Annotated in this window: 18 protein-coding genes and 1 pseudogene; 12 read left to right on the top strand and 7 right to left on the bottom strand. The window is 61.5% G+C overall.

The features are described from left to right. Positions 1–24 precede the first annotated feature (24 nt). The 3 genes from C8K58_RS29485 to C8K58_RS29475 form a co-directional block, all read right to left on the bottom strand. Entirely contained in the window at positions 25–2,511 is a 2,487-nt protein-coding gene (locus C8K58_RS29485; protein ID WP_108574795.1) for a TonB-dependent receptor, read from the bottom strand. Positions 2,512–2,617: 106 nt separating this feature from the next. Further along, positions 2,618–3,568, bottom strand: a complete 951-nt coding sequence (locus tag C8K58_RS29480; protein ID WP_092359590.1) for a FecR domain-containing protein — start codon at positions 3,566–3,568, stop codon at positions 2,618–2,620. Next, positions 3,555–4,070 (bottom strand): sigma-70 family RNA polymerase sigma factor, encoded by a 516-nt coding sequence (locus C8K58_RS29475; protein ID WP_053132260.1) that lies wholly within the window; start codon positions 4,068–4,070, stop codon positions 3,555–3,557. The genes C8K58_RS29480 and C8K58_RS29475 overlap by 14 nt, the downstream gene beginning before the upstream one ends. 160 nt (positions 4,071–4,230) lie before the next feature. On the opposite strand from C8K58_RS29475, the gene C8K58_RS29470 reads away from it, so the two are divergent. Continuing rightward, entirely contained in the window at positions 4,231–4,860 is a 630-nt protein-coding gene (locus C8K58_RS29470; RefSeq protein WP_108574803.1) for a LysE family translocator, read from the top strand. Between the two features lie 186 nt (positions 4,861–5,046). On the opposite strand, the gene inhA is transcribed toward C8K58_RS29470, so the two are convergent. Continuing rightward, entirely contained in the window at positions 5,047–5,727 is a 681-nt protein-coding gene (gene inhA, locus C8K58_RS29465; protein ID WP_108574794.1) for an isonitrile hydratase, read from the bottom strand. Between the two features lie 90 nt (positions 5,728–5,817). On the opposite strand from inhA, the gene C8K58_RS29460 reads away from it, so the two are divergent. Next, a complete protein-coding gene (locus C8K58_RS29460; protein WP_108574793.1) occupies positions 5,818–6,786 on the top strand; it encodes a GlxA family transcriptional regulator in 969 nt (322 codons plus the stop codon). On the opposite strand, the gene C8K58_RS29455 is transcribed toward C8K58_RS29460, so the two are convergent. The 3 genes from C8K58_RS29455 to C8K58_RS29445 all read right to left on the bottom strand — a co-directional run bounded on the left by C8K58_RS29455 (position 6,783) and on the right by C8K58_RS29445 (position 10,377). Next, complete coding sequence (locus C8K58_RS29455; RefSeq protein ID WP_108574792.1) at positions 6,783–7,682, bottom strand: alpha/beta fold hydrolase; 900 nt, start codon at positions 7,680–7,682, stop codon at positions 6,783–6,785. The genes C8K58_RS29460 and C8K58_RS29455 overlap by 4 nt on opposite strands. 75 nt (positions 7,683–7,757) lie before the next feature. Further along, on the bottom strand, positions 7,758–9,584 hold the full coding sequence (locus C8K58_RS29450; RefSeq protein WP_027603114.1) for a glycoside hydrolase family 15 protein: 1,827 nt from the start codon (positions 9,582–9,584) through the stop codon (positions 7,758–7,760). Then, positions 9,577–10,377: a glucose 1-dehydrogenase gene (locus C8K58_RS29445; RefSeq protein ID WP_027603115.1), complete on the bottom strand. Its 801-nt coding sequence runs from the start codon at positions 10,375–10,377 to the stop codon at positions 9,577–9,579. Before C8K58_RS29445 ends, C8K58_RS29450 begins: the two co-directional genes overlap by 8 nt. A 247-nt stretch (positions 10,378–10,624) precedes the next feature. On the opposite strand from C8K58_RS29445, the pseudogene C8K58_RS29440 reads away from it, so the two are divergent. The 10 genes and pseudogenes from C8K58_RS29440 to C8K58_RS29395 all read left to right on the top strand — a co-directional run. Continuing rightward, positions 10,625–11,221, top strand: a pseudogene (locus C8K58_RS29440) (HAD family hydrolase); the annotation flags it as partial. 123 nt (positions 11,222–11,344) lie between these two features. Next, positions 11,345–12,568, top strand: a complete 1,224-nt coding sequence (locus C8K58_RS29435) for a transaldolase family protein (RefSeq protein ID WP_043293199.1) — start codon at positions 11,345–11,347, stop codon at positions 12,566–12,568. Continuing rightward, a complete protein-coding gene (locus tag C8K58_RS29430) occupies positions 12,565–13,293 on the top strand; it encodes a sulfotransferase family protein (RefSeq protein WP_027603117.1) in 729 nt (242 codons plus the stop codon). The genes C8K58_RS29435 and C8K58_RS29430 overlap by 4 nt, the downstream gene beginning before the upstream one ends. Before the next feature lie 10 nt (positions 13,294–13,303). Further along, positions 13,304–14,029: an SDR family oxidoreductase gene (locus tag C8K58_RS29425; protein ID WP_027603118.1), complete on the top strand. Its 726-nt coding sequence runs from the start codon at positions 13,304–13,306 to the stop codon at positions 14,027–14,029. Next, positions 14,026–15,162 (top strand): hypothetical protein, encoded by a 1,137-nt coding sequence (locus C8K58_RS29420; protein ID WP_027603119.1) that lies wholly within the window; start codon positions 14,026–14,028, stop codon positions 15,160–15,162. Before C8K58_RS29425 ends, C8K58_RS29420 begins: the two co-directional genes overlap by 4 nt. Before the next feature lie 7 nt (positions 15,163–15,169). Beyond that, positions 15,170–15,940, top strand: coding sequence for a bifunctional 2-polyprenyl-6-hydroxyphenol methylase/3-demethylubiquinol 3-O-methyltransferase UbiG (locus tag C8K58_RS29415; RefSeq protein ID WP_027603120.1), 771 nt, complete (start codon positions 15,170–15,172; stop codon positions 15,938–15,940). A gap of 10 nt (positions 15,941–15,950) precedes the next feature. Continuing rightward, positions 15,951–17,180, top strand: a complete 1,230-nt coding sequence (locus tag C8K58_RS29410) for a nitrate/nitrite transporter (protein ID WP_108574791.1) — start codon at positions 15,951–15,953, stop codon at positions 17,178–17,180. Then, on the top strand, positions 17,177–17,791 hold the full coding sequence (gene cysC, locus C8K58_RS29405; RefSeq protein ID WP_027603122.1) for an adenylyl-sulfate kinase: 615 nt from the start codon (positions 17,177–17,179) through the stop codon (positions 17,789–17,791). Before C8K58_RS29410 ends, cysC begins: the two co-directional genes overlap by 4 nt. 96 nt (positions 17,792–17,887) lie before the next feature. After that, on the top strand, positions 17,888–18,523 hold the full coding sequence (locus C8K58_RS29400) for a CGNR zinc finger domain-containing protein (RefSeq protein ID WP_043293200.1): 636 nt from the start codon (positions 17,888–17,890) through the stop codon (positions 18,521–18,523). A gap of 91 nt (positions 18,524–18,614) precedes the next feature. Beyond that, positions 18,615–19,115: a sigma-70 family RNA polymerase sigma factor gene (locus C8K58_RS29395; protein ID WP_027603123.1), complete on the top strand. Its 501-nt coding sequence runs from the start codon at positions 18,615–18,617 to the stop codon at positions 19,113–19,115. Positions 19,116–19,139: the final 24 nt, after the last annotated feature.

Raw genomic sequence — 19,139 nt, 5'->3', positions numbered from 1 at the left:
CCTGCCTGCGGGACTTTCGCCAGATCAGAAGTTGCCTTTCAAACTCACCGTAAAATTTCGCGGTTCGCCATAAAAGTTGCCCCAGGAGGCTGTTCCGACAGTGTTGTAGTAGCTTTTATCGAATAGATTGTTGCCGTTGAGTGCGACGGTCCAAGTGTCGTCGATACGGTACGCCACACGGGCACTCCAGGTTGCGTAACCGGCCTGTTCGAGCTTGATGGTCTGCACGCGGTAATTGCTGCTCTGGGCGTTGACGCCGGTGCCCACGCTCCATTTCGACAGGGCGCCGTCGAGCTGGTAGTCGCCCCACATGCGCAGCATGTGTCGAGGTACGTAGGTGTTGGACGTACCGCCCTCCAGGGCGGTATCGATGTTCTTCAGGGACTTGGTCTGGGTGTAGGTGTAGCCGCCGGATACCTGCAGGCGCTCGAGCACTTCACCGCTGATTTCCGCCTCCACCCCTTGGGCGCGCACCTTGCCGCTGTCGGTGTAGCAATAGCCGTCGGCGGAGGTCGGGCACTGGGCGATATAGTCGGATTCGGCCGCGTTTTTCTCGACGGCGCGGAACAGCGCCAGGGAGCTGTTGAGGCGCCCGTCGAACCATTCGCCCTTGATACCCAGCTCGTAGTTGTCACCGATCTTCGGCTTGAGCGCGGCGCCATCGAGCGTGGCATAGGAACTTTGCGGCTGGAAGATATCCGCGTAGCTGGCGTACACCGACAGGTGCTCGTTGAGGTCGTAGATCAGTGCGGCAAACGGCGTCACTTCACCGGTTTCCCGGGTGCGGGCATCCTGCAAGGCCCACTCGCCCCAGGCCAGGTTGTTGGACTGGCGACGGTTCTCGTACCAGCTCACGCGGCTGCCTACGATAAACATCAACGGCTCGGCCAGGCGTAGGCGCAAGGTGGTGTAGGCGCCGTACTGGGTGGCGGTTTCCTTCACCGTGCCGCCGCGATACATGTTCGGCCAGAAGGTGCTGTTGGCCGGCTCCGGGAAATGGTGGTCGGGTTGGTAGATGCCTTGGCGCCTGGGCAGGTTCTGGATCGCGTACACATCGTCCTGGGTACCACGGCTGCCATTGGCACCGAGGATCAGTTCGTGTTCCAGCCCGAAGGCTTCGAACTTGCCGTCCACATAGGCGTCGAGGCCGAAGTCCTTGTGGTCGTAGTCCATCAGCGCCGCATAGGAGTTGGCCGTAGGCGTCGGGTTGCCGTAGGCAATGGTGCCTTCGCTGGCGGCGTATTTGGTGTCTTGCAGGTTGCGGCTGTGCACGGCCGCAACCTTGAGTTTCCAGTCATCGTTGAAGTGATGGGTGAGGTCGGCGAAGAAGGTGGTGCGCCGGCTTTGCCAGTCGTTCCAGGATTGGCCCAGGCAGGTGGAGCGGCTGAGGTGGGCGCTTTTGCCGTCGGCATAGCGCGGCAGGCCGCCCCAGCACGGTGTGGCGTCGACGTCTTCATGGCTGGCGCCGAAGCCCAGGGTGGTGTCGGCGCTGAGATCGACATCCAGGGCGCCATAGAAAGCCTGGTCCTGGCGCTTGGAAATATCCATGTAGGAACCGCGATTCTGTTGGCTGATCGCCGCGCGGCCGCGCACCGTACCGCTGTCATTCAGCGGGCCGCCGGAGTCGACGTCGGCGCGGTAGTTGTCCCAGGTGCCGGCGGACAGCGACAGGCTGGTGGTGGGCTTGGCCTGGGGCCGCTTGCGCACGAAGTTCACCGCGCCGCTGGCGGTGCCGGCGCCCTTGAGCATGCCCGCCGCGCCCTTGAGCACTTCGACGCGGTCGTAGATCGCCATGTTCGCGCTGAAGCTGTCGGCCTGCACGTAGTCCTTGCCCATGTCCAGAGGCACGCCGTCGTACTGGTACTGGCCGAGCATCTTGAAACCACGGGAATAAAAATATTTGCCGCCCATGGGTGATTCGTAAGTGGTGATCCCGGGCGTGCGTTCCATCACGTCATCGATGGTGGTGAGGTTCTGGTCATCCATCAATTGGCGGGTCATCACACTCACCGATTGCGGCGTTTCCCGCAGGCTGTGTTCGCCCTTGCCGATCGTCACCGCACCCGTGGTGTAGGCCCCGGTGCCATCGGTGGTGGTGCCCAACCGCTCACCGGTGACCGTGGTGGCGCCCAGGTTCAGCGCGCCGCCGTCGGCCACTTGCGGCAACAGCAGCCAGGTACTGTTGCCCTGGCGCTGGGCTTGCAGGCCCTGGCCACGCAGCAACTGGCCGAGCGCCTGCTCGCGGTCCAGGCGACCACTCAGGCCCTGGCTGGTCTTGCCGGCGACGCTGGTGGCGTCGTACGACAGGCTGATGCCGGCCTGGCGGGCGAACTGGTCCAGGGCCGTGGCCAGGGAACCGGCGGCGATGTTCCAGTCGCGGGCCTGGGTGTCGCTGGCCGGCGTTTCGGCCCATGCGAACGGCGGCGCGGTTGCGCAGCTCAGGCAGGCGCCGAGCAAGGCGGCGTGCACCGCGTGCTTGAGGGGTGAACGTGGGAAGGGGGACGCGTGCATGACCGCGGGATGCTCCTGAAGGAAGTGAACAGAACCGGCCTGTTGATCGGCCTTTCCTTACAGGTCGAGCGGCAATGAGAATTCACCTCATTTATTTTCGAGAATGTTAAACGCGGGCGGTGACGGTCACCCAGTAGCGGCTGCGGTAAGTGACATCGAGCTTGAGTGAGTGGGCTACCAGGCCCAGCACCTCATCGGTGTCGTCCAACTGATAAGTGCCCGACACCCGCAACCCGGCCACCGCTTCGCTGCAGCGCAGCAGGCCGTTGCGGTAGCGGCCCAGCTCGGCGAGGAAAGCATCCAGGCGCATGTCCCGGGCGCTGATCACACCATCGCTCCAGGCCCAAGGGTCCAGGCCATTGGAGGCGAGAGAACGAATGCCACTGCGGTCGAACAGCACCTGTTCGCCGGGGTTGATCACTTGGCGCGCGCCGGCGGCGTGGTTGTCGGCAAACACCGCCACCGTGCCCTGCTGCACGGCGAGCATGGTGCCTTGGGGCTCTTCGCGTACCAGGAAGCGCGTGCCGAGGGCGCGCAGGTAACCGTCACGGGTCTGTACCCAGAAGGGCCGCGTGTCGGCACCGGGATTGACCAGTATTTCACCCTGGCGCAACTGCACCAGGCGTCGTTCCTGAGTAAACGCCGTGTCGAGTGCGCTGGCGCTGTTCAGTTGGATGCGGCTGCCGTCGTTCAACGCCACCCAACGCCGTTCGCCGGTGGCAGTGCGGTAGTCGGCCATCAAGGCGGGCAGCGGGGTGTAGTCGCGGCCGAACCAGGTCAGGCCGGCCGCACCGGCCACCAGGCCGAGCAGCTTCAACCCTTCACGCCGGCTGATACGTCGACGCGCCCCGTGCAGGGCGTGGCGGCCGACCTGCGCGGGCAGGTGGCTGAACTCATCATTCATCGTCGCCACCCGTTGCCAGACCTGCTGGTGTTCGGCGCTGGTGTGCAGCCAGCGCTCGAACGCAGCGGTGCTGGCGTCGTCGGCGACGTTGAAACGCAGCTTGATCATCCACTGGATAGCCTGGTCGACCAGGCGCGGGTCAGAGGTCGGCATAGCGCAACCGATAGCAGGCGTGCAGCGCCTTGGACAGATCACGCTCCACCGTAGCCTTGGACACCCCGAGGCGCAGGGCGATCTGAGCGCAGGTCAGGCCGTCCAGTTGCGCCAGCAGGAACGCTTCACGCACCCGCGGCTTGAGCTGGTCGAGCAGGCGGTCGATGCGTTCCAGACTGTCGAGAATCAGCAGGCGGGTTTCTTCCGACGGCACGTCGGCCTGGGGGAAATGCGCAAGGCTTTCGAGGTAGGCGCGCTCCAGTTCGCGGCGCCGGTACTGGTCGATCATCAAGCTGCGGGCGATGCTGCTCAGGTACGCGCGCGGCTGCAGTACGGCCTGCTGTTTGCGTGCGTTGAGCAGGCGCACAAAGGTTTCCTGCGCGAGGTCGGCGGCACGTTCACGGCAACCGGTGCGCCGGCTCAACCAGCCGCGCAGCCAGGAGTGATGGGTGTGGTAAAGCTGGCCGATGGCGGCATGGTCCAGTGGGTGATCGCTCGACATGGGCATCCTGGCGCAGCAGTCTTAATTGATAATGTTTCGCATTCTAGACGCTGGTCGTGGCCATTCGCAATTGCCGATGAACAATGTATCCAGCACAATTTTTTGTTCGCCCCGGGCCCACGCACTAATCTGCAGGCTTTTCCCGGTGGACGGCTTGAGCATGATCGACTTTGCGACCCTGGCGGTTTTTTCAGGTGCTGTGCTGTTGTTGCTGTTATCCCCGGGGCCGAACATGGCCTTTGTGATCAGCCATGGCGTCACCCACGGCTGGCGCGGGGGAGTGGCCTCGGCCCTGGGCATCGGTGTAGCCGACATACTGCTGAGCGCATTGACCGCCAGCGGGGTGACGGCGTTGGTCGCCAGTTGGCCGCCATCCTTTGACGTGATCCGCTGTGCGGGTGTGGTCTACCTGCTGTGGCTGGTGTTCAAGACGCTGCAGAAAAAACCTGGGCCAGATACTGCCCACCTGCACCGTGTTCCCCTTGGCCGGGTGTTTCTACAGGCGATGCTGAACAGCCTGCTCAACCCCAAGGCGTTGCTGTTTTTTGTGGTGTTTTTGCCGCAGTTCGTACGGCCGCAGGCCGGCTCCATCGCCGTGCAGTTGATGCTGTTGGGCGGCGTGCTGACCTTGATCGCTGGGGTGTTTCACCTGCTGCTGGGCATTTTCGGCGGGGTGCTGAGCCGCTTCTTCGCCAGGCGCCCAAGAGGCGCCTGGTTACAGAGATGGGGCTTGGCGACGGTGCTGAGCGTGCTGGCGGTGCGCCTGGCGGTGATGTCGCGCCCAACCTGACCCCATGAGGTGAAGGGATTGTGCGGCGAGCAAGCGGTCTGTGGCCAAACGAGCTTGTTGTGGTGAACGAGCTTCTTTTCTTGTGGTGAGCGAGCTTGCTCGCGCTGGGCTGCGCAGCAGCCCCTCCAAAGCTTGGGGCCGCTTCGCGCCCCAGCGCGAGCAAGCTCGCTCACCACAGGTACAGGCTCAGCCCAGCCGTGCTGCTGCGCGCGCGACGATTTCACCGCGCACCCTGCGCGATTCGGCGGTGCGTATGTTGGCTTCTTCCCGCACATGCGCAGGCGCTGTGTCCGGGCGACCCGAATCGAATGGCGGTGCCGGCGCGTATTCGATCTGCAACTGCACCAGTTGCGCCGCCGCTTCGCTGTACAGCTCCGCCGCCAGCACCAGGGCAAAGTCGATACCGGCGGTAATGCCACCGCCGGTGAACAGGTTGCCGTCACGCACCACGCGCTCCTGTACCGGGATGGCGCCGAGCGGGGCGAGCATGTCGTGGTAGGCCCAGTGCGTCGTCGCCTTGCGCCCGCGCAGCAACCCCGCTGCGCCGAGCACCAGCGAGCCGGTGCACACCGAGGTCACGTAGCGCGAGGTCTGCGCCTGGGCCTTGAGGAAGTCCAGGGTCTGCGGGTCTTCCATCAATGGGCCCACGCCGGAACCACCGGGCACGCAGATCACATCCAGCGTCGGGCAGTCGGCATAGGTCATGGTCGGCGTGAACACCAGGCCCGTGCTTGAAGTGACCGGCGCCAGGTCCTTCCATACCAGGTGCAGCTTTACATCCGGCAGCGAACCCAATACGTCGTAGGGGCCGGTCAGGTCCAGTTGCTGAATGCCGGGGAACAACAGAAAGCCGATCTGCAAGGTCATGAATGAAGCTCCGAGAAAGGGGTAGACGACCTCACTCTAGCGGCCTAGGCTTTGGCGAATACGCCATTGAACCCACGAATCACGCCAATCATGCCCAGAATTGTTCACGTACTCGCTTTCGAGAATGCCCAGGTGCTCGACGTCACCGGGCCGTTGCAGGTGTTTGCGTCGGCCAATGACCTGGCGCGCCAGCGTGGCGTGCCGTTGCCTTACGCGGTCACGGTGATCGCCGACCAGGCCGGCCCGGTGATGACCTCCGCCGGCCTGGCGCTGGTGGCCGAGCCGTTGCCTGCGGTCGACCAGCCCTGCGACACCCTGGTGATCGCGGGTGGCTGGGGCGTGTACGGCGCCGCTGAAAAGTCTGCGCTGGTGGATTGGGTGCGCGAAAAAGCCCGGTACACCCGGCGCATGGCCTCGGTGTGCACCGGTGCGTTTTTGCTGGCGGCCAGTGGTTTGCTCGATGGTTGCCGCGTCGTCACCCACTGGACCCGCTGCGAAGAACTGGCGCGCAAGTTTCCGGCGTTGACCGTGGAGCCCAACCCGATCTTTATCCAGCAGGGCGCGGTGTGGACCTCCGCCGGTGTCACCGCCGGCATCGACCTGTGCCTGGCCCTGGTGGAAGAAGACCTGGGCCGCGCCGTGGCCCTGGAAGTGGCGCGGCACCTGGTGGTGTTCCTGAAGCGCCCCGGCGGCCAGTCGCAATTCAGCGTGACCCTGTCCCTGCAAAAGGGCGGCAGCCGTTTCACCGAACTGCATGCCTGGATAGCCGAACATCTGACCCTCGACCTGAGTATCCCGACCCTCGCCGCCCAGGCCGGCATGAGCGAGCGCAGCTTCGTGCGCCACTACCGCGCCGAAACCGGCCAGACACCCGCGCGCGCGGTGGAGCTGATCCGTGTCGAAAGCGCGCGCCGGCAACTGGCCGACAGCACCACATCGATCAAGCGCATCGCCGTGCAGTGTGGTTTCGGCTGCGAAGAAACCTTGCGCCGCAGCTTTATGCGGGCCTTGTCGGTGACGCCCCAGGCCTACCGCGAGCGGTTCTCGCCGGTGGCCTAGGCGAGCAATTCAAACAGGGCGTCGAGGGTGGCCTGCGGTGCTTCCTGGGGAATATTGTGGCCCACGCCCGGCAATACCTGGCGTCGGTAAAAAGCGCTGAAATGCTCCACGTCGTCATCCTCTTGCGATGGCGGGCCCACGCCGTCGTCGGCACCGCACAGCGAAATGCTCGGCACCGCAATCGCCGGTTGCCGCGCGAGGGCCTGCTCGATGGCTTCCAGCGCCGGATCGCCAGGCGCATACATGAAACGATGGCGATAGGAGTGAATCACCACCTCGACAAAATCCGGGTTGTCGAATGACGGCGCCGTCTGCCCATACAGCCCCGGCCCTTCGGCCCAGGACGGCGACCACAGTGACCACAGCAACTCACAGAGCTCGCGGCGATTGGCCGTCAGCCCGTCCACACCGCGCGGGGTGTGGAAGTAGAACTGGTACCACAACCGATGCTCCGTCGCCGGCGCCCGTGGCTGGCGCGACCTGGCAATGTCCTGGATGTTATAGCCATCGCCGGTCACCAGCCCGCGTACCCGTTCGGGCCACAGCGCCGCGACGATACACGCCGCGCGCCCGCCCCAGTCATACCCGGCCAGGGTGGCGCGCGGGATCGACAGCGCATCCATGAAATCCAGCAGATCCTTGCCCAGCGCCGCCTGTTGGCCGGAGCGCATCACCTGCGCGTTGATAAACCGCGTAGGGCCATAACCGCGCAGGTACGGCACCAGCACCCGGTAGCCGCGTTCGGCCAGCACCGGCGCAATCTCGTCATAGCCGCGCGGGTCGTAAGGGAAACCATGCAGCAGGATCACAGGCTCGCCGTCGATGGGACCGTGGGTTTCATACGCCACATCGAGCATGGAGGTGCGCACGTAGAGGAGTGGGGCGGTGATGGTCATGGTGGACTCCTGTCAGGTGTTGAAACTCTAGTCGAAAGACATGGCGGGATGCCCTGCCTGTAAAGGCAGGGCGCCTCAGGGCTGCCAGGTCGTCTTCTCGCCACTGAGCTTGCGGTCCAGGAACGTCGCCGCGCTGATCAACGCCAGATGGCTCAACGCCTGGGGCGTATTGCCCAGGTGGCGGGCCTGGCTGTCGAACTCTTCGGCATACAGGCCCAGCGGGTTGGCGTAGCGCAGCAGTTGTTCGAATTCCAGGTGGGCCTTCTCCACCTGCCCGGCGCGGGCCAGGCACTCCACGTACCAGAACGAGCAGGCGGCGAATGCGCCTTCGGTGCCTTGCAGGCCGTCGATCGCGTTGTCGTCGTTGCGGTAGCGGTAGACCATGCCGTCGCGCACCAGGCTTTTCTGGATCGCCTGCAGGGTGCTCAGCCAGCGCGGGTCGGTGGCGGCGACAAAACGCACCAGCGGCATCAGCAGCATCGAACCGTCCAGGGCGGTGCTGCCGATGTGCTGCACGAAATGCCCGCGTTCTTCGTTCCAGAAGTTGCTCCAGATATCGGCATAGATCGCCTGGCGCGTCTGGTCCCAACGTGCAAACGGCGCCGGCAACGAGCGCTTGGAGGCCAGGCGGATCGCACGGTCCAGGGCCACCCAGCACATCAGCCGCGAATGCAGGAAGTGATGCTGCTCGCCGCGCATTTCCCAAATGCCCACGTCTTTCTGGTTCCAGATTTCACACACCTGGTCAGCGACTTCCACCGTGTGTTTCCAGCCCTCGTGGGAGATGGCTTCGCCGTACTTGTTGACCAGGTACACCGCGTCCATCAACTCGCCATAGATATCCAGCTGGACCTGGTCGACCGCGCCATTGCCGACGCGCACCGGCTTGGCGCCGCCGTGGCCGCTGAGGTGCTCCAGCGTGGTTTCGGGCAGCTCCTGGCGGCCGTCGATGCCGTAGAGGATATGGATCTTGGTCGGCTGGCCACAGCAGTCGCTGACCCGGCCCTTGAGCCAGCGCATATAGGCGTTGGCCTCGTCGACAAAACCCAGGCGCATAAACGCGTAGACGGTAAACGAGGCGTCGCGGATCCAGGTGTAGCGGTAGTCCCAGTTGCGTTCGCCCGCAGGCGTTTCCGGCAAGCCGAAGGTGGCCGCGGCGATGATTGCGCCGTGTTTGCGCGAGGTCAGCAGCTTGAGGGCCAGGGCCGAGCGGTTGACCATTTCGCGCCAGCGCCCGCGGTAGTTCGACTTCGCGATCCAGCCGCGCCAGAACTTCAAGGTGTGGGCCAGGGCCAGGTCGGTGCAGACACTGCCCACACGCTCATCGTCCTGGCCGCCGAGTACGAACTCGGCGCTTTCTTCCTGACCCAGGGTGAAGCGGGCCACGGCGGCGTTATCTTCGATCTGCAACGGATGGCTGCCGCACAGGCGCATGCCCGGCTGGCCATCGGCGTTGAAACAGACGCTGGCGTTATCCAGGCTCGTCTCGGTGGGCGCGCGCGCATAGTCATGGCGCACGGCGCAGCGCAGATGGAGGGTGGCCGTGCCGCTGACTACGCGTACGCGGCGAATCAGCAGGGGCACGTCGTCGATTTCTTCGCTGATGACCAGCAGGTCGGTGATTTCCACCACGGCTTCATCGCTGAGCCAACGGGTTTGCAGCACATTGGTGTCGGGCAGGTAGATCTGTTCGCGGCGGGCGTTGGGCAGGTCCGGGGTGAGTTGGAACGTGCCGGCATCGGGGGTGTCGAGCAGTGAGCAGAAGATCGACGGGCTGTCGAACTCCGGCCAGCAGAAGAAATCGATGCTGCCTTTATCGTTTACCAGCGCTGCGCTGCGCATGTCGCCGATGATGCCGTGGGCATCGATGGCGCTTTGTGGTTCTTTTTTCAAATCAACCATTGTCACGAAACTCCGGGTAAAGGCTCATGCCGCCATCAATGAACAGGGTGCTGCCGACCACGTAGTCGGAGGCGTCACTGGCCAGCCATACCACAGCGTTGGCCACGTCCTCCACATCGCCGACCCGGCCATAGGGGATCAACTTGAGCAGCGCCTGTTCCGCCGCACCTTCGGTGGCGGCACGGTTGATCGCCGTACGAATCGCCCCCGGCGCAATGCCGTTGATACGGATGCGCTGTTCACTCACTTCCTGGGCGAGGGTGCGCATCAGCATGTCAACGCCGCCCTTGGACGCCGCGTAATTCACGTGCCCGGCCCAGGGGATCAACTGGTGCACCGAGCTCATGTGGATGATTTTGCCGGCGGCGCGGGATACGCCTTCACGGATGCCCTGGCGCTTGAAGAGGCGTACCGCCGCCCGGGCACAGAGGAACTGGCCGGTGAGGTTGACGCCGATCACGGCGTTCCAGTCGTCGAGGGTCATGTCGACCACGGCGGCGTCCTTCTGCATACCGGAGTTGGCCACCAGGATGTCCAGATGGCCGAACGCCTCGAGGGTCTTTGCGAACAGGCGTTCCACATCGGCTTCTTTCGACACGTCGGCGCCGATGGCAATCGCCCGGCCGCCCTCGGCGTTGATCTGCTCTGCCAAGGCCTCGGCGGGCGCGGCCTGGCTGTTGTAATTGAGCACCACCGCAGCACCGGCCTGCGCCAGGGCCCTGGCCGCACCGGCGCCGATACCGGAACTGGCGCCTGTTACCAGTGCCACTTGTTGCTCCAACGAGATATGCATTGCCCACCCGACCTTGAATTCGTGAGTTCAAGTAGCTGACTGACGGCGCGTAACGGAAGTTCAGCCGTGTGAAATTAGCGACTACAACCATGGTGAAAAATGGAATAACAGAAGAATAAAAAATAACCATAAGATACTAAAAAACCGCTAAAAAGCGTTTGACAGGGTTTTTTGCCCCGTGTCTTATAAGCACACCTCAACCCGTTCCGCTGGTAGTTCGGAAGTCATGCGGAGTCACCTATAAGAGATGCCTATGTGTTTATCGGCAGCTATAGGGGAACTACCAGAGCAGGGAGCTACGCCGTTGCCTAAGTTAGTTATTTTCGATTGCGACGGTGTACTCGTCCAAAGCGAAGAGATCACCTTGTCTGTATTGATCGGCATGCTTAATGCTCACGTACAGGACGGCAAGACACTGGATAGTGTGTATTTCATTGAGCACTTTCGTGGAAGAAAGATTGCCGATTGCCTGCGCGAAGTAGAACCGTTATTGGGTATTTGTTTGCCCCCTCAGTTTGAAGAGGACTTCCGAGTTCGAGCGCTTGAAGCATTGACGCTTAATGTGAAAGCGACTGATGGGATACTTGACGTATTGGAAGTGCTGGAAACTCCCTATTGCGTAGCCTCGAGTGCGCCGCGCAATAAGATCGAACAGTGTTTGCGCGTTGTGGGGTTGTTACCTTATTTCGAAGGGCGAATATTCAGTTGTTATGAATTGGGGCGTTGGAAGCCTGATCCGCTGGTGTTTTTAACGGCGTGTGAAACTTACAACGTCGAACCCTGTGATGCGCTGGTGATTGAAGACAGTGTCACAGGGATTCAAGCCGCCGTTGCAGCCACTATAAAAGTCCTGGGTTTTGGTCCGTTGTCTCGACATCGAATATTGGCCGAAGCCGGCGCGTTACCTTTTGCCGATATGCGTGAGTTACCGACCCTCATTGATCACGTTACTCAAGGAGCAAGTGTTGTGGGCACACTGGGTTATATAGAGCGACTTAAACGTAATGATCCACGTTCGGAAGTGTGGTGGGATTCGTCGCCCGTGGTGTACGCACCGTATAAACAGCATTTGTTGGACAAGTACCCGGCGGCCGCTGCCCATATCGAACAGTTGATGCCGCAGGATCTCTCCCAGCCTTGGGGCTTCAGCAGTGTGACCACCAACCCCCGGCTGGTGACGGCGGCAATCCTCGACAAGAAAGAGTATTGGTCGTCGCGTTTTAATCTGGCCAGCCTGTCTCCCGGGGAATTGCGCAAGCAGCTGTACAACGAAGTGATTGCAGAAGGCGCCTCGATGCTCAAGCCGTTGTGGGTGCAATCGGCTCAGGCCGATGGTTGGCTATGCGCCCAGGTCGACCCGTCGGATGTGCGGTGCAGCGAACGCATGACCGCGCGGGGCCTGGAGCTGCATCGCCTGGCCGCGAATGTGATGGTCAAAGTGCCGGGCAGCCTGGAGGGTTTCGCGACGATCGAACACCTGGTGGCCCAAGGCGTTTCGGTCAACATCACGTTCTGCTTCACCGTTTCGCAGTTCCAGGCCGGTATCCAGGCGATAGAGCGGGGCATCGCCAGCGCCCGTCGCAACGGCGTCGACACCGACTGTTGCAAGTATGTGATCACCTTTATGATCGGGCGTTTTTCCTGCCAGCCCGAGTTCGCCTTGCAGGCCGCCGAGCGTGGCCTGGCGCTGGGCCCGGAGGACATGCGCTGGGCCGAGCTGATGATTTACCAGCAGATCCAGGCCCTGGTCGCGGCCTCGAAGGTACCGGTCAAGACCCTGCTGTCCAGTATCAAGGTCGACGTTGACGAGCGTGGCCACAAGCACTGCTGGCACCTGGAAAAGACCGGGCTGACCACCACGTGCTACACCCTGACGCCGGATGTGGTGGAGTTTCTGATCGAGCGTGAAAGCCACGGCAAACCGGTGGCACCCGCCTGTGAACCCCAGCAGGCGCCGGCTGAGACGTTCGCCCGGCTCATTCGCATTCCGTACTTCTGCGAAGCCTATTTCATCGACAGCATCGAGCCCTACGACTTTGGCAATCATGAGGCGTTTATCAACGCCTGCAACGAGGCCAACAGTGCGAATCGGCGCCTGACCGACTACTGCGTGCGCCTGTGTCCGGTGGCGAAGCCTTTCGCACGCTCGCTCAACGCCATCCTGGCCGCTGAATACGGGGTGCTGGCATGAACAAGATGGTCGGGTTGTGGGCGCACCCGCGTTCCCGTTCCACGGTGTTGGAACGGGTGTTTATCGAGCGGGGGGATTTTGAGGTTTTCCACGAGCCGTTTGCCCATATGGCGTTTTCCGCAGATTCAGTGATTCCTTCGGATGAATGGGATCACAGTTTGCCCACCACGTATCAAGGCATAAAAGAGCAACTGCTCAAGGCCCGGGAAAGTACCAATGTGTTTCACAAAGACATGTGTTACCACTGCCTGGATGACTTGAAAGTTGACCGGGACTTCCTGGCGCAACAACACAATATTTTTATTATCCGCGAGCCCGCCAGCAGCATTATTTCCCATCACCGGGTACACCCCGATATGCCCGTGCAGGCCATCGGGCATAAAGCCTTGTACGAGATTTTTTGTGTGGTCACCAAACTCATCGGAAAAGTGCCTTATGTGATTAATGCCGATGACCTCGCCGCCGAGCCGGAGCGTGTCATTCGTAAACTGTGTGACTACTTGCAGATTGAATTTTTGCCCCACGCCATGACATGGAAACGCGAATGTCCGCGACAGTGGAAAACCTGGAGAAGTTGGCATGTGGCGGCGGAGAACAGTGAACGCATTGCTCTGCCGGATAAACCTGCTATCGATATGGACGCTTTCGATCGGTCGCCAAAATTAAAAGCCTTTTACGAATACCACCGACCCTTCTACGCACGCATGAATGAATTTTGCCAATAAGGATTGTTGTATGAAAAAGTTGATTGTCACCGGTGCGGCCAATGGGATCGGCCGGGCTACTGTGGAAAAGGCTATCCAGGCAGGTTATTTCGTTATCGGTGCCGACAAGGATGCCGAAGGCCTGCGTGCGTTACAGCGCACTTACACGGCGGATGTATTGGAAACCCATGTCGCGGACTTTTCGGATAACGCGCTGATCAAGGGGTTTATCCCTGCACTGTATGAGCGCCACGCAACTATTCATGCATTAATCAATAACGCCGGTATTTACCACGGCAAAAGCATCTACGCCTATTCCGATGCCGAAGTGGACGAAATCCTGACTGTGAACCTCAAGGCCTTGGTCTATCTCTCCAAAGACTTCGCCGAACGGGAGATGAAACACGAGGCGCCGCGCAGCATCGTCAATATCGCCTCGGTGGCCGGTGAGGTAGGCAGCTGCGATGCCTTGTACGGCGCCACCAAGGCGGCGGTGATCGGCCTGACCAAAGCCAATGCCTGGAATTTTGCGCCGTTCGTGCGGGTTAACGCAGTGTCGCCGGCGCTGATCCATGACACCGCCATCTACGACACCATCCCTGAATACCGCCGCGCCGAGTACGCGCGCCAGGAAATCCTCAAGGAACCGATCCTGCCCGGCGGCGTCGCCGAGGTCATTTTGCTGGTGATCAGCGATGCCATGCGGCATGTCACCGGCAAGGTCATTCCGGTAGACAACGGAGCCTACCCACGATGAGCCCGTCAGCCACCAAGAAGAAACTGCTGCTGGTGGGCGCGGGCAACCTGTGCCTGCAGATCCTGAAGATTCTCGGGCCGAAAAATGCCTTTGAATTCGTGGTGTTGGGGCGCAATGAAGACGCGACCGTGCGGCTGTGCAACCTGGTGGCCCTGTCGTGTGCGCAGTTGGGGCACTGCATCGCGATCAAGCCGGTGATCGCCGACCTCACCGATATCGAGCGGGTGACGCGGGTGCTGCATGAAGAGGCCCCGGACATGGTGGTGAACTGTGCGTCGTTGCAATCGTGGCGGGTGATCACGGGGTTGCCCCGGCTCTCCTTCGAGCAGCTCGACCAGGCGCAGTTCGGACCTTGGCTGCCCATGCACCTGACGCTGATGCATCACTTGATGCAGGCGGTAAAAGCCTCCGGTATCGCGGCCAGGACGGTCAACGCGGCCTTTCCCGATGCGGTCAACCCGATCCTGGCCAGGGTCGGGCTGGCGCCGGATATTGGCGTGGGCAATGTCGCCAACCTGGTCCCGGCGCTGCGATTTTCCATCGCGCGGCTGCTGGAGTGTGCGCCCGCCGATGTGCAGGTGTGCCTGTATGCCCAGCACTATTTCAGCCACTACGTGCCGCGCGGCGGCTTGCCCCCGCGTGCCAGTTACCGCTTGTTGTATGAGGTGCGCGACCGCCCGGCTGCGGCCCACCTGCCGGCCGAAGCGATTTTTTCCACGGTTAAATCCGAGTTCCGCCGCCTGGGCGGTATCGATGGGCAGTTCCTCACGGCGTGCTCGGCCGTCACCGTGATCGAGGGGTTGTTTTCGCCCACGCCGGTGCTGGTGCACGCGCCCGGCCCGCTGGGGTTGCCGGGCGGCTATCCGGTGTGGCTGCAGGAGGGGCAGATCAAGGTGCAGTTCAGCGCCGACTGCCCCCAGGACGAAGCGGTGCGCATCAATACCATCTGCCAGAGCCAGGATGGTATCGATGAAATTCATTGCGATGGTTCGGTCACCTATAACCCGCAATGCATGGCCGTGATGCAGGCGATGCTGGGGTACTCGAAGAAAACCATGTCCATCGAACAGTCCGCCGAATTTGCCCGCGAGCTGTCGAGCAAATACCTGTCTTTCAAACATTCAACCTGGTAGGTGTGTGATGAATCAAATGTCGCGGCACAAGCACAGCGAAGTCGCCAGTTACGCCACGCAATACTCGAAAAAATTCGTCGAGCGCTGGGATGACTTGATCGATTGGGAAAAAAGAAAGGCGGGGGAGAACGGGTTCTTTGAAAACCTGCTGAAGCAGCACGGCGTGAAGTCGGTGATCGACGTCTCCACGGGCAGTGGTTTTCATGCGGTCCAGCTTAAGCAGGCGGGGTTCGATGTCGTCGCCACGGACGGCAGCAGCACGATGTTGACCAAGGCCCGGGAGAATTTTCGGCAACGCGGGTTGGCGATCGAATCGCACTATCGGGATTGGCAGGCCCTCGATCCCGCCGAACTGGGGCGCTTCGATGCCGTGGTGTGCCTGGGCAGTTCGCTGTGCCATGTGTTTGCAGCCCATGAACGGTTGGCGGTGCTGGAGAAATTCAGGGCATTGCTCAATCCGGGTGGCTTGCTGATTGTGGATCAACGTAACTTCTTTGCCATTCGCGCAGGCAAGTTCAAATCCAGCGGTCATTACTATTACTGCGGCACGCAGGCATCCGTCGGCCTGGGGCAGGTGGATGAGCACGTGTGTGAGTTCATCTACTCGTTCGATAACGCCGAGCAGTACCGGTTGCAGGTCTATCCGCTGTTGCCGGGCGAGTTGAAGGGGGAGGTGCTCAAGTCCGGATTTTGCGCCCATGAGAGTTACGGGGATTTCCAGCGTGACTACGACATGATGAATTGTGATTTTGTCATCCACACCGCACGCGCCGTTTAAGGAGTACCTGATGAGCACACTGGTACACAGTAGCGCGCGCCCGTTGGACAGCGTCGTGCTGGCGGTGGTGTTGACCGGGTTCGTGGCCAGTACCTACGGGTTTGGCGTCTACCTGTTCGCCAACCTGGTGGTGGACATGCGCCGTGACATCGGTTTCGACTACACCACGGTGGGCCTGATCACCGGCGGTGCGCAGATCGGCTTCCTGCTGTTTTCATCGGTCACCAGTTACATCAGCCGTTTTTTCGAAGGCTGGAAAATCAGCCTGGTGTCGACGCTGATGACCTCCCTGGCGCTGTTGGGGCTGAGTGTCAGCAACAGTATCTGGCTGTCCGGGGCGCTGTTGATTTTGCTCGGCGGCTGCTCGGCCTCGGTATACATCCCGTTGGCGGAGATTGTCACCAAGGGCTTCAGCCCGGGTAATCGCTCGCGAGTCATGGGGTTGATTTCCAGCGGCACCAGCTACGGCGTGTTCATCAATGGCTTGCTGGTGTCGTTCCTTACCCTGCAGGGCGGCTGGCGCTCGATCTGGCTCACTGCGGGCCTGATCTCGGTGGCCCTGTGCGTGGTGGCCTGGTTTCTGCTGCGCAACCTGGTGGCGGACAAGGACGCCGGTTTTTCCGGGCAGCATTCGACGGCGTTCGAGAGTCATGCACCTTGGTTGAGTCGCTCGCTGTACCTGACCTGGGCCATTGCGTTTTTGAACGGGATGGCGCTGTTGCCATTCCAGACTTACCTGGCTCCGTTCCTGCGGGACGAGTTGGGAGTGTCGGTGCAGGACGCCGGGTTTGTCTGGACCACCATCGGTGCGGTGGGCATGGCCTCGGGCTTTCTGGTGGGGTGGATCGCCGACAAGGTGGGCGTCAGGGCGTCGCTGGCCATGTGCTTTCTGAGTGCGGGGCTGGCCGCCACCCTGGTGTTCAGTTTCAACAGCCTCCCGCTGTTCTACCTGGCGGCATTTTTGTTTGCGCTGGCGTTCTACCCCATCTTCGGGCTTGTCCCCAGCTACATCGGACAAATCGTGCCAGTCAGCCGACTGACCCAGGCATTCGGCATTGCCAATGTGCTGATCGGCCTGGGGGGCGTGTGCGGCAACTTCCTGGGCGGTTTCTCCAAGGACCTGACCGGCTCGTTCGCAACCGTCTACTGGGTGGTTGCGCTGTTGCTGTTCGTGCAATGCGTGATGGTGTTCCTGTTGGGTAAACCGCCTGTGGCGGGGACGGAGGGTGAGCGGCCATGAGTCATTTTGCGGAACGTCCAGAGCGGAATTTGCATGCGTTTGCGTTCAGCCATCTCGGCGCGGAACGCTCGCGTATGGGGCAGAAGCCCTTGGTCATCTGGATGACGGGCATCTCGGCGGCCGGCAAGTCGACGATTGCCGATGCGCTGGACAGCGCCTTGCAGGCACAGGGGCGCTTGACCTGCATCATTGACGGCGACTCGGTGCGCGACGGCCTGTGCCGCGACCTGGGTTTTACCGACAGCGACCGCGATGAGAATATCCGGCGGGTCGCCGAAGTGGCGCGCTTGATGCTGGACGCGGGGCTGGTGGTGATCGTGGCGCTGATCTCACCGTCGGCGGCCAGCCGGCACTACGCGCGCGCCATTGTCGGCAATGAGCATTTTGTCGAGGTGCATGTGGATGCGCCGCTGGAAACGGCGGAACAACGTGACCCTAAAGGCTTGTATAAAAAAGCCCGCCTGGGGCTGATCCAACATTTCACCGGGATTGATTCGAACTACGACGTGCCGATCTTTCCGGAAGTGCACGTGGACACCCAGGCGCTGTCGGTCGAACAGTCTGTCGCGACTATTCTCGATTGGATGGCCCGTAACGACGAGCGCACATAGCCGCTGGTCTTGGCGCCGCGGTGGCGGTGCCTGCACCTTCGGAAAACAAGGTAATCTGCGCCATCGCAGGCATACCGCGTTTTTTCAGGAGCAGGCATGACGCATTTCACCGGCACTGCAAAATCCATCCGTCTGATCGGCGGGGCCCAGGTGTTGGACTTCATCAATACCACCAACGGCCGCCGTCCTGGGTCGCCGCTCAAGGTCATGGAAGAGCGGCTCACCAGTTTTCAGTTTTTCTTTGAATGGGCGCTGCACGCCTCGTTGATCTCCGCCCAGGAGTTCGCTGAATACAAGGCCATGGTGTTTGAGTCGCCTATTTCCTACCAGCCGGATCTGGACGCCATCATTGCGTTCCGCGAATGCCTGTATGCCGTGTTTTACCCGTTGTCCTTGCGCCAGGCTGCGGCCGATGACGCCTTGCAGCAGATCAACCTGAATTTCCAGCAAGGCACCGCCTGGCGAGTGCTGCGCACGGTTGACGGGACGCCGGCCTGGGCGTGGAAAACCTGCACCTCTGCCCAGGAACTGAGTGCAATGTTGATCGGACGCCTGGCGATCGAGGCCACGCAATTGCTGGTGTCCGGTGATCTTCGTGCCTTGAAGTGCTGCACGGCCACCGACTGCGATTGGCTATTCCTGGATATTTCCAAGAACAAGCTGCGCAAATGGTGCCAGATGAGCGTGTGCGGCAGCCGGGAGAAATTGAGCCGCCTTAAACAGGCGCTTTAGTTGCCAGGCAATGTCGCGGTCGACGGGTAGCAATTGCTCCACTTAATAGGAAACATTACTATTCACGCCCCGCCTCCCCAGTGCCCTCGCGATGATCCCTCAGCCGCCCCGCAGAACAGGCTTTTTCGAGCACTACGAAGAGTTGATCGGCACCTGGACACGCCGCCTGAGAAACCGTCAGCAGGCCGAGGACCTGGCCCATGACACCTTTGTGAGAGTGCTGGAGACAACCGCCTCCCAGGTAGAGCAACCGCGCGCTTATCTGCATCAAACTGCGCGAAATATCGCCGTGGATGCCTACCGACGCGAAGACCGGCGGGAAGCCATGGCGTTGGAAGCCTTTGATCAGAGCCAGCCCCACGGCGGTGACCCGGAGCATTTCATGCACGCGATCCAGCTGGCGGACTCCATCGAGCGGGCATTGGCCGAGTTGCCGCTCAACTGCCGCAGGATCTTTATCTGGCAGAAGATCGAGGGCCTCACCCAGCAGGAGATCGCCGAGCGCCTGGGCTTGTCCAAGAACATGGTGGAAAAGTATATGATCCGCACCCTGCGGCATTTGCGTGAGCGCCTGGACGCGATGGCCCCATGACACACGCTCGCTCTGAAACAGGAC

The organism is Pseudomonas sp. GV047 (assembly GCF_003058245.1).
Classification (GTDB): Bacteria; Pseudomonadota; Gammaproteobacteria; order Pseudomonadales; family Pseudomonadaceae; genus Aquipseudomonas; species Aquipseudomonas marginalis.
The sequence above is the reverse complement of the archived record's forward strand: the minus strand, read 5'-3'. Positions and strand labels throughout refer to the sequence as shown.

Coding starts and splice junctions, on each gene's coding strand:
- C8K58_RS29485 (WP_108574795.1), bottom strand. CDS start 2,511: ATGCACGCGTCCCCCTTCCCACGTTCACCCCTCAAGCACGCGGTGCAC.
- C8K58_RS29480 (WP_092359590.1), bottom strand. CDS start 3,568: ATGCCGACCTCTGACCCGCGCCTGGTCGACCAGGCTATCCAGTGGATG.
- C8K58_RS29475 (WP_053132260.1), bottom strand. CDS start 4,070: ATGTCGAGCGATCACCCACTGGACCATGCCGCCATCGGCCAGCTTTAC.
- C8K58_RS29470 (WP_108574803.1), top strand. CDS start 4,231: ATGATCGACTTTGCGACCCTGGCGGTTTTTTCAGGTGCTGTGCTGTTG.
- inhA (WP_108574794.1), bottom strand. CDS start 5,727: ATGACCTTGCAGATCGGCTTTCTGTTGTTCCCCGGCATTCAGCAACTG.
- C8K58_RS29460 (WP_108574793.1), top strand. CDS start 5,818: ATGCCCAGAATTGTTCACGTACTCGCTTTCGAGAATGCCCAGGTGCTC.
- C8K58_RS29455 (WP_108574792.1), bottom strand. CDS start 7,682: ATGACCATCACCGCCCCACTCCTCTACGTGCGCACCTCCATGCTCGAT.
- C8K58_RS29450 (WP_027603114.1), bottom strand. CDS start 9,584: ATGGTTGATTTGAAAAAAGAACCACAAAGCGCCATCGATGCCCACGGC.
- C8K58_RS29445 (WP_027603115.1), bottom strand. CDS start 10,377: ATGCATATCTCGTTGGAGCAACAAGTGGCACTGGTAACAGGCGCCAGT.
- C8K58_RS29430 (WP_027603117.1), top strand. CDS start 12,565: ATGAACAAGATGGTCGGGTTGTGGGCGCACCCGCGTTCCCGTTCCACG.
- C8K58_RS29425 (WP_027603118.1), top strand. CDS start 13,304: ATGAAAAAGTTGATTGTCACCGGTGCGGCCAATGGGATCGGCCGGGCT.
- C8K58_RS29420 (WP_027603119.1), top strand. CDS start 14,026: ATGAGCCCGTCAGCCACCAAGAAGAAACTGCTGCTGGTGGGCGCGGGC.
- C8K58_RS29415 (WP_027603120.1), top strand. CDS start 15,170: ATGAATCAAATGTCGCGGCACAAGCACAGCGAAGTCGCCAGTTACGCC.
- C8K58_RS29410 (WP_108574791.1), top strand. CDS start 15,951: ATGAGCACACTGGTACACAGTAGCGCGCGCCCGTTGGACAGCGTCGTG.
- cysC (WP_027603122.1), top strand. CDS start 17,177: ATGAGTCATTTTGCGGAACGTCCAGAGCGGAATTTGCATGCGTTTGCG.
- C8K58_RS29400 (WP_043293200.1), top strand. CDS start 17,888: ATGACGCATTTCACCGGCACTGCAAAATCCATCCGTCTGATCGGCGGG.
- C8K58_RS29395 (WP_027603123.1), top strand. CDS start 18,615: ATGATCCCTCAGCCGCCCCGCAGAACAGGCTTTTTCGAGCACTACGAA.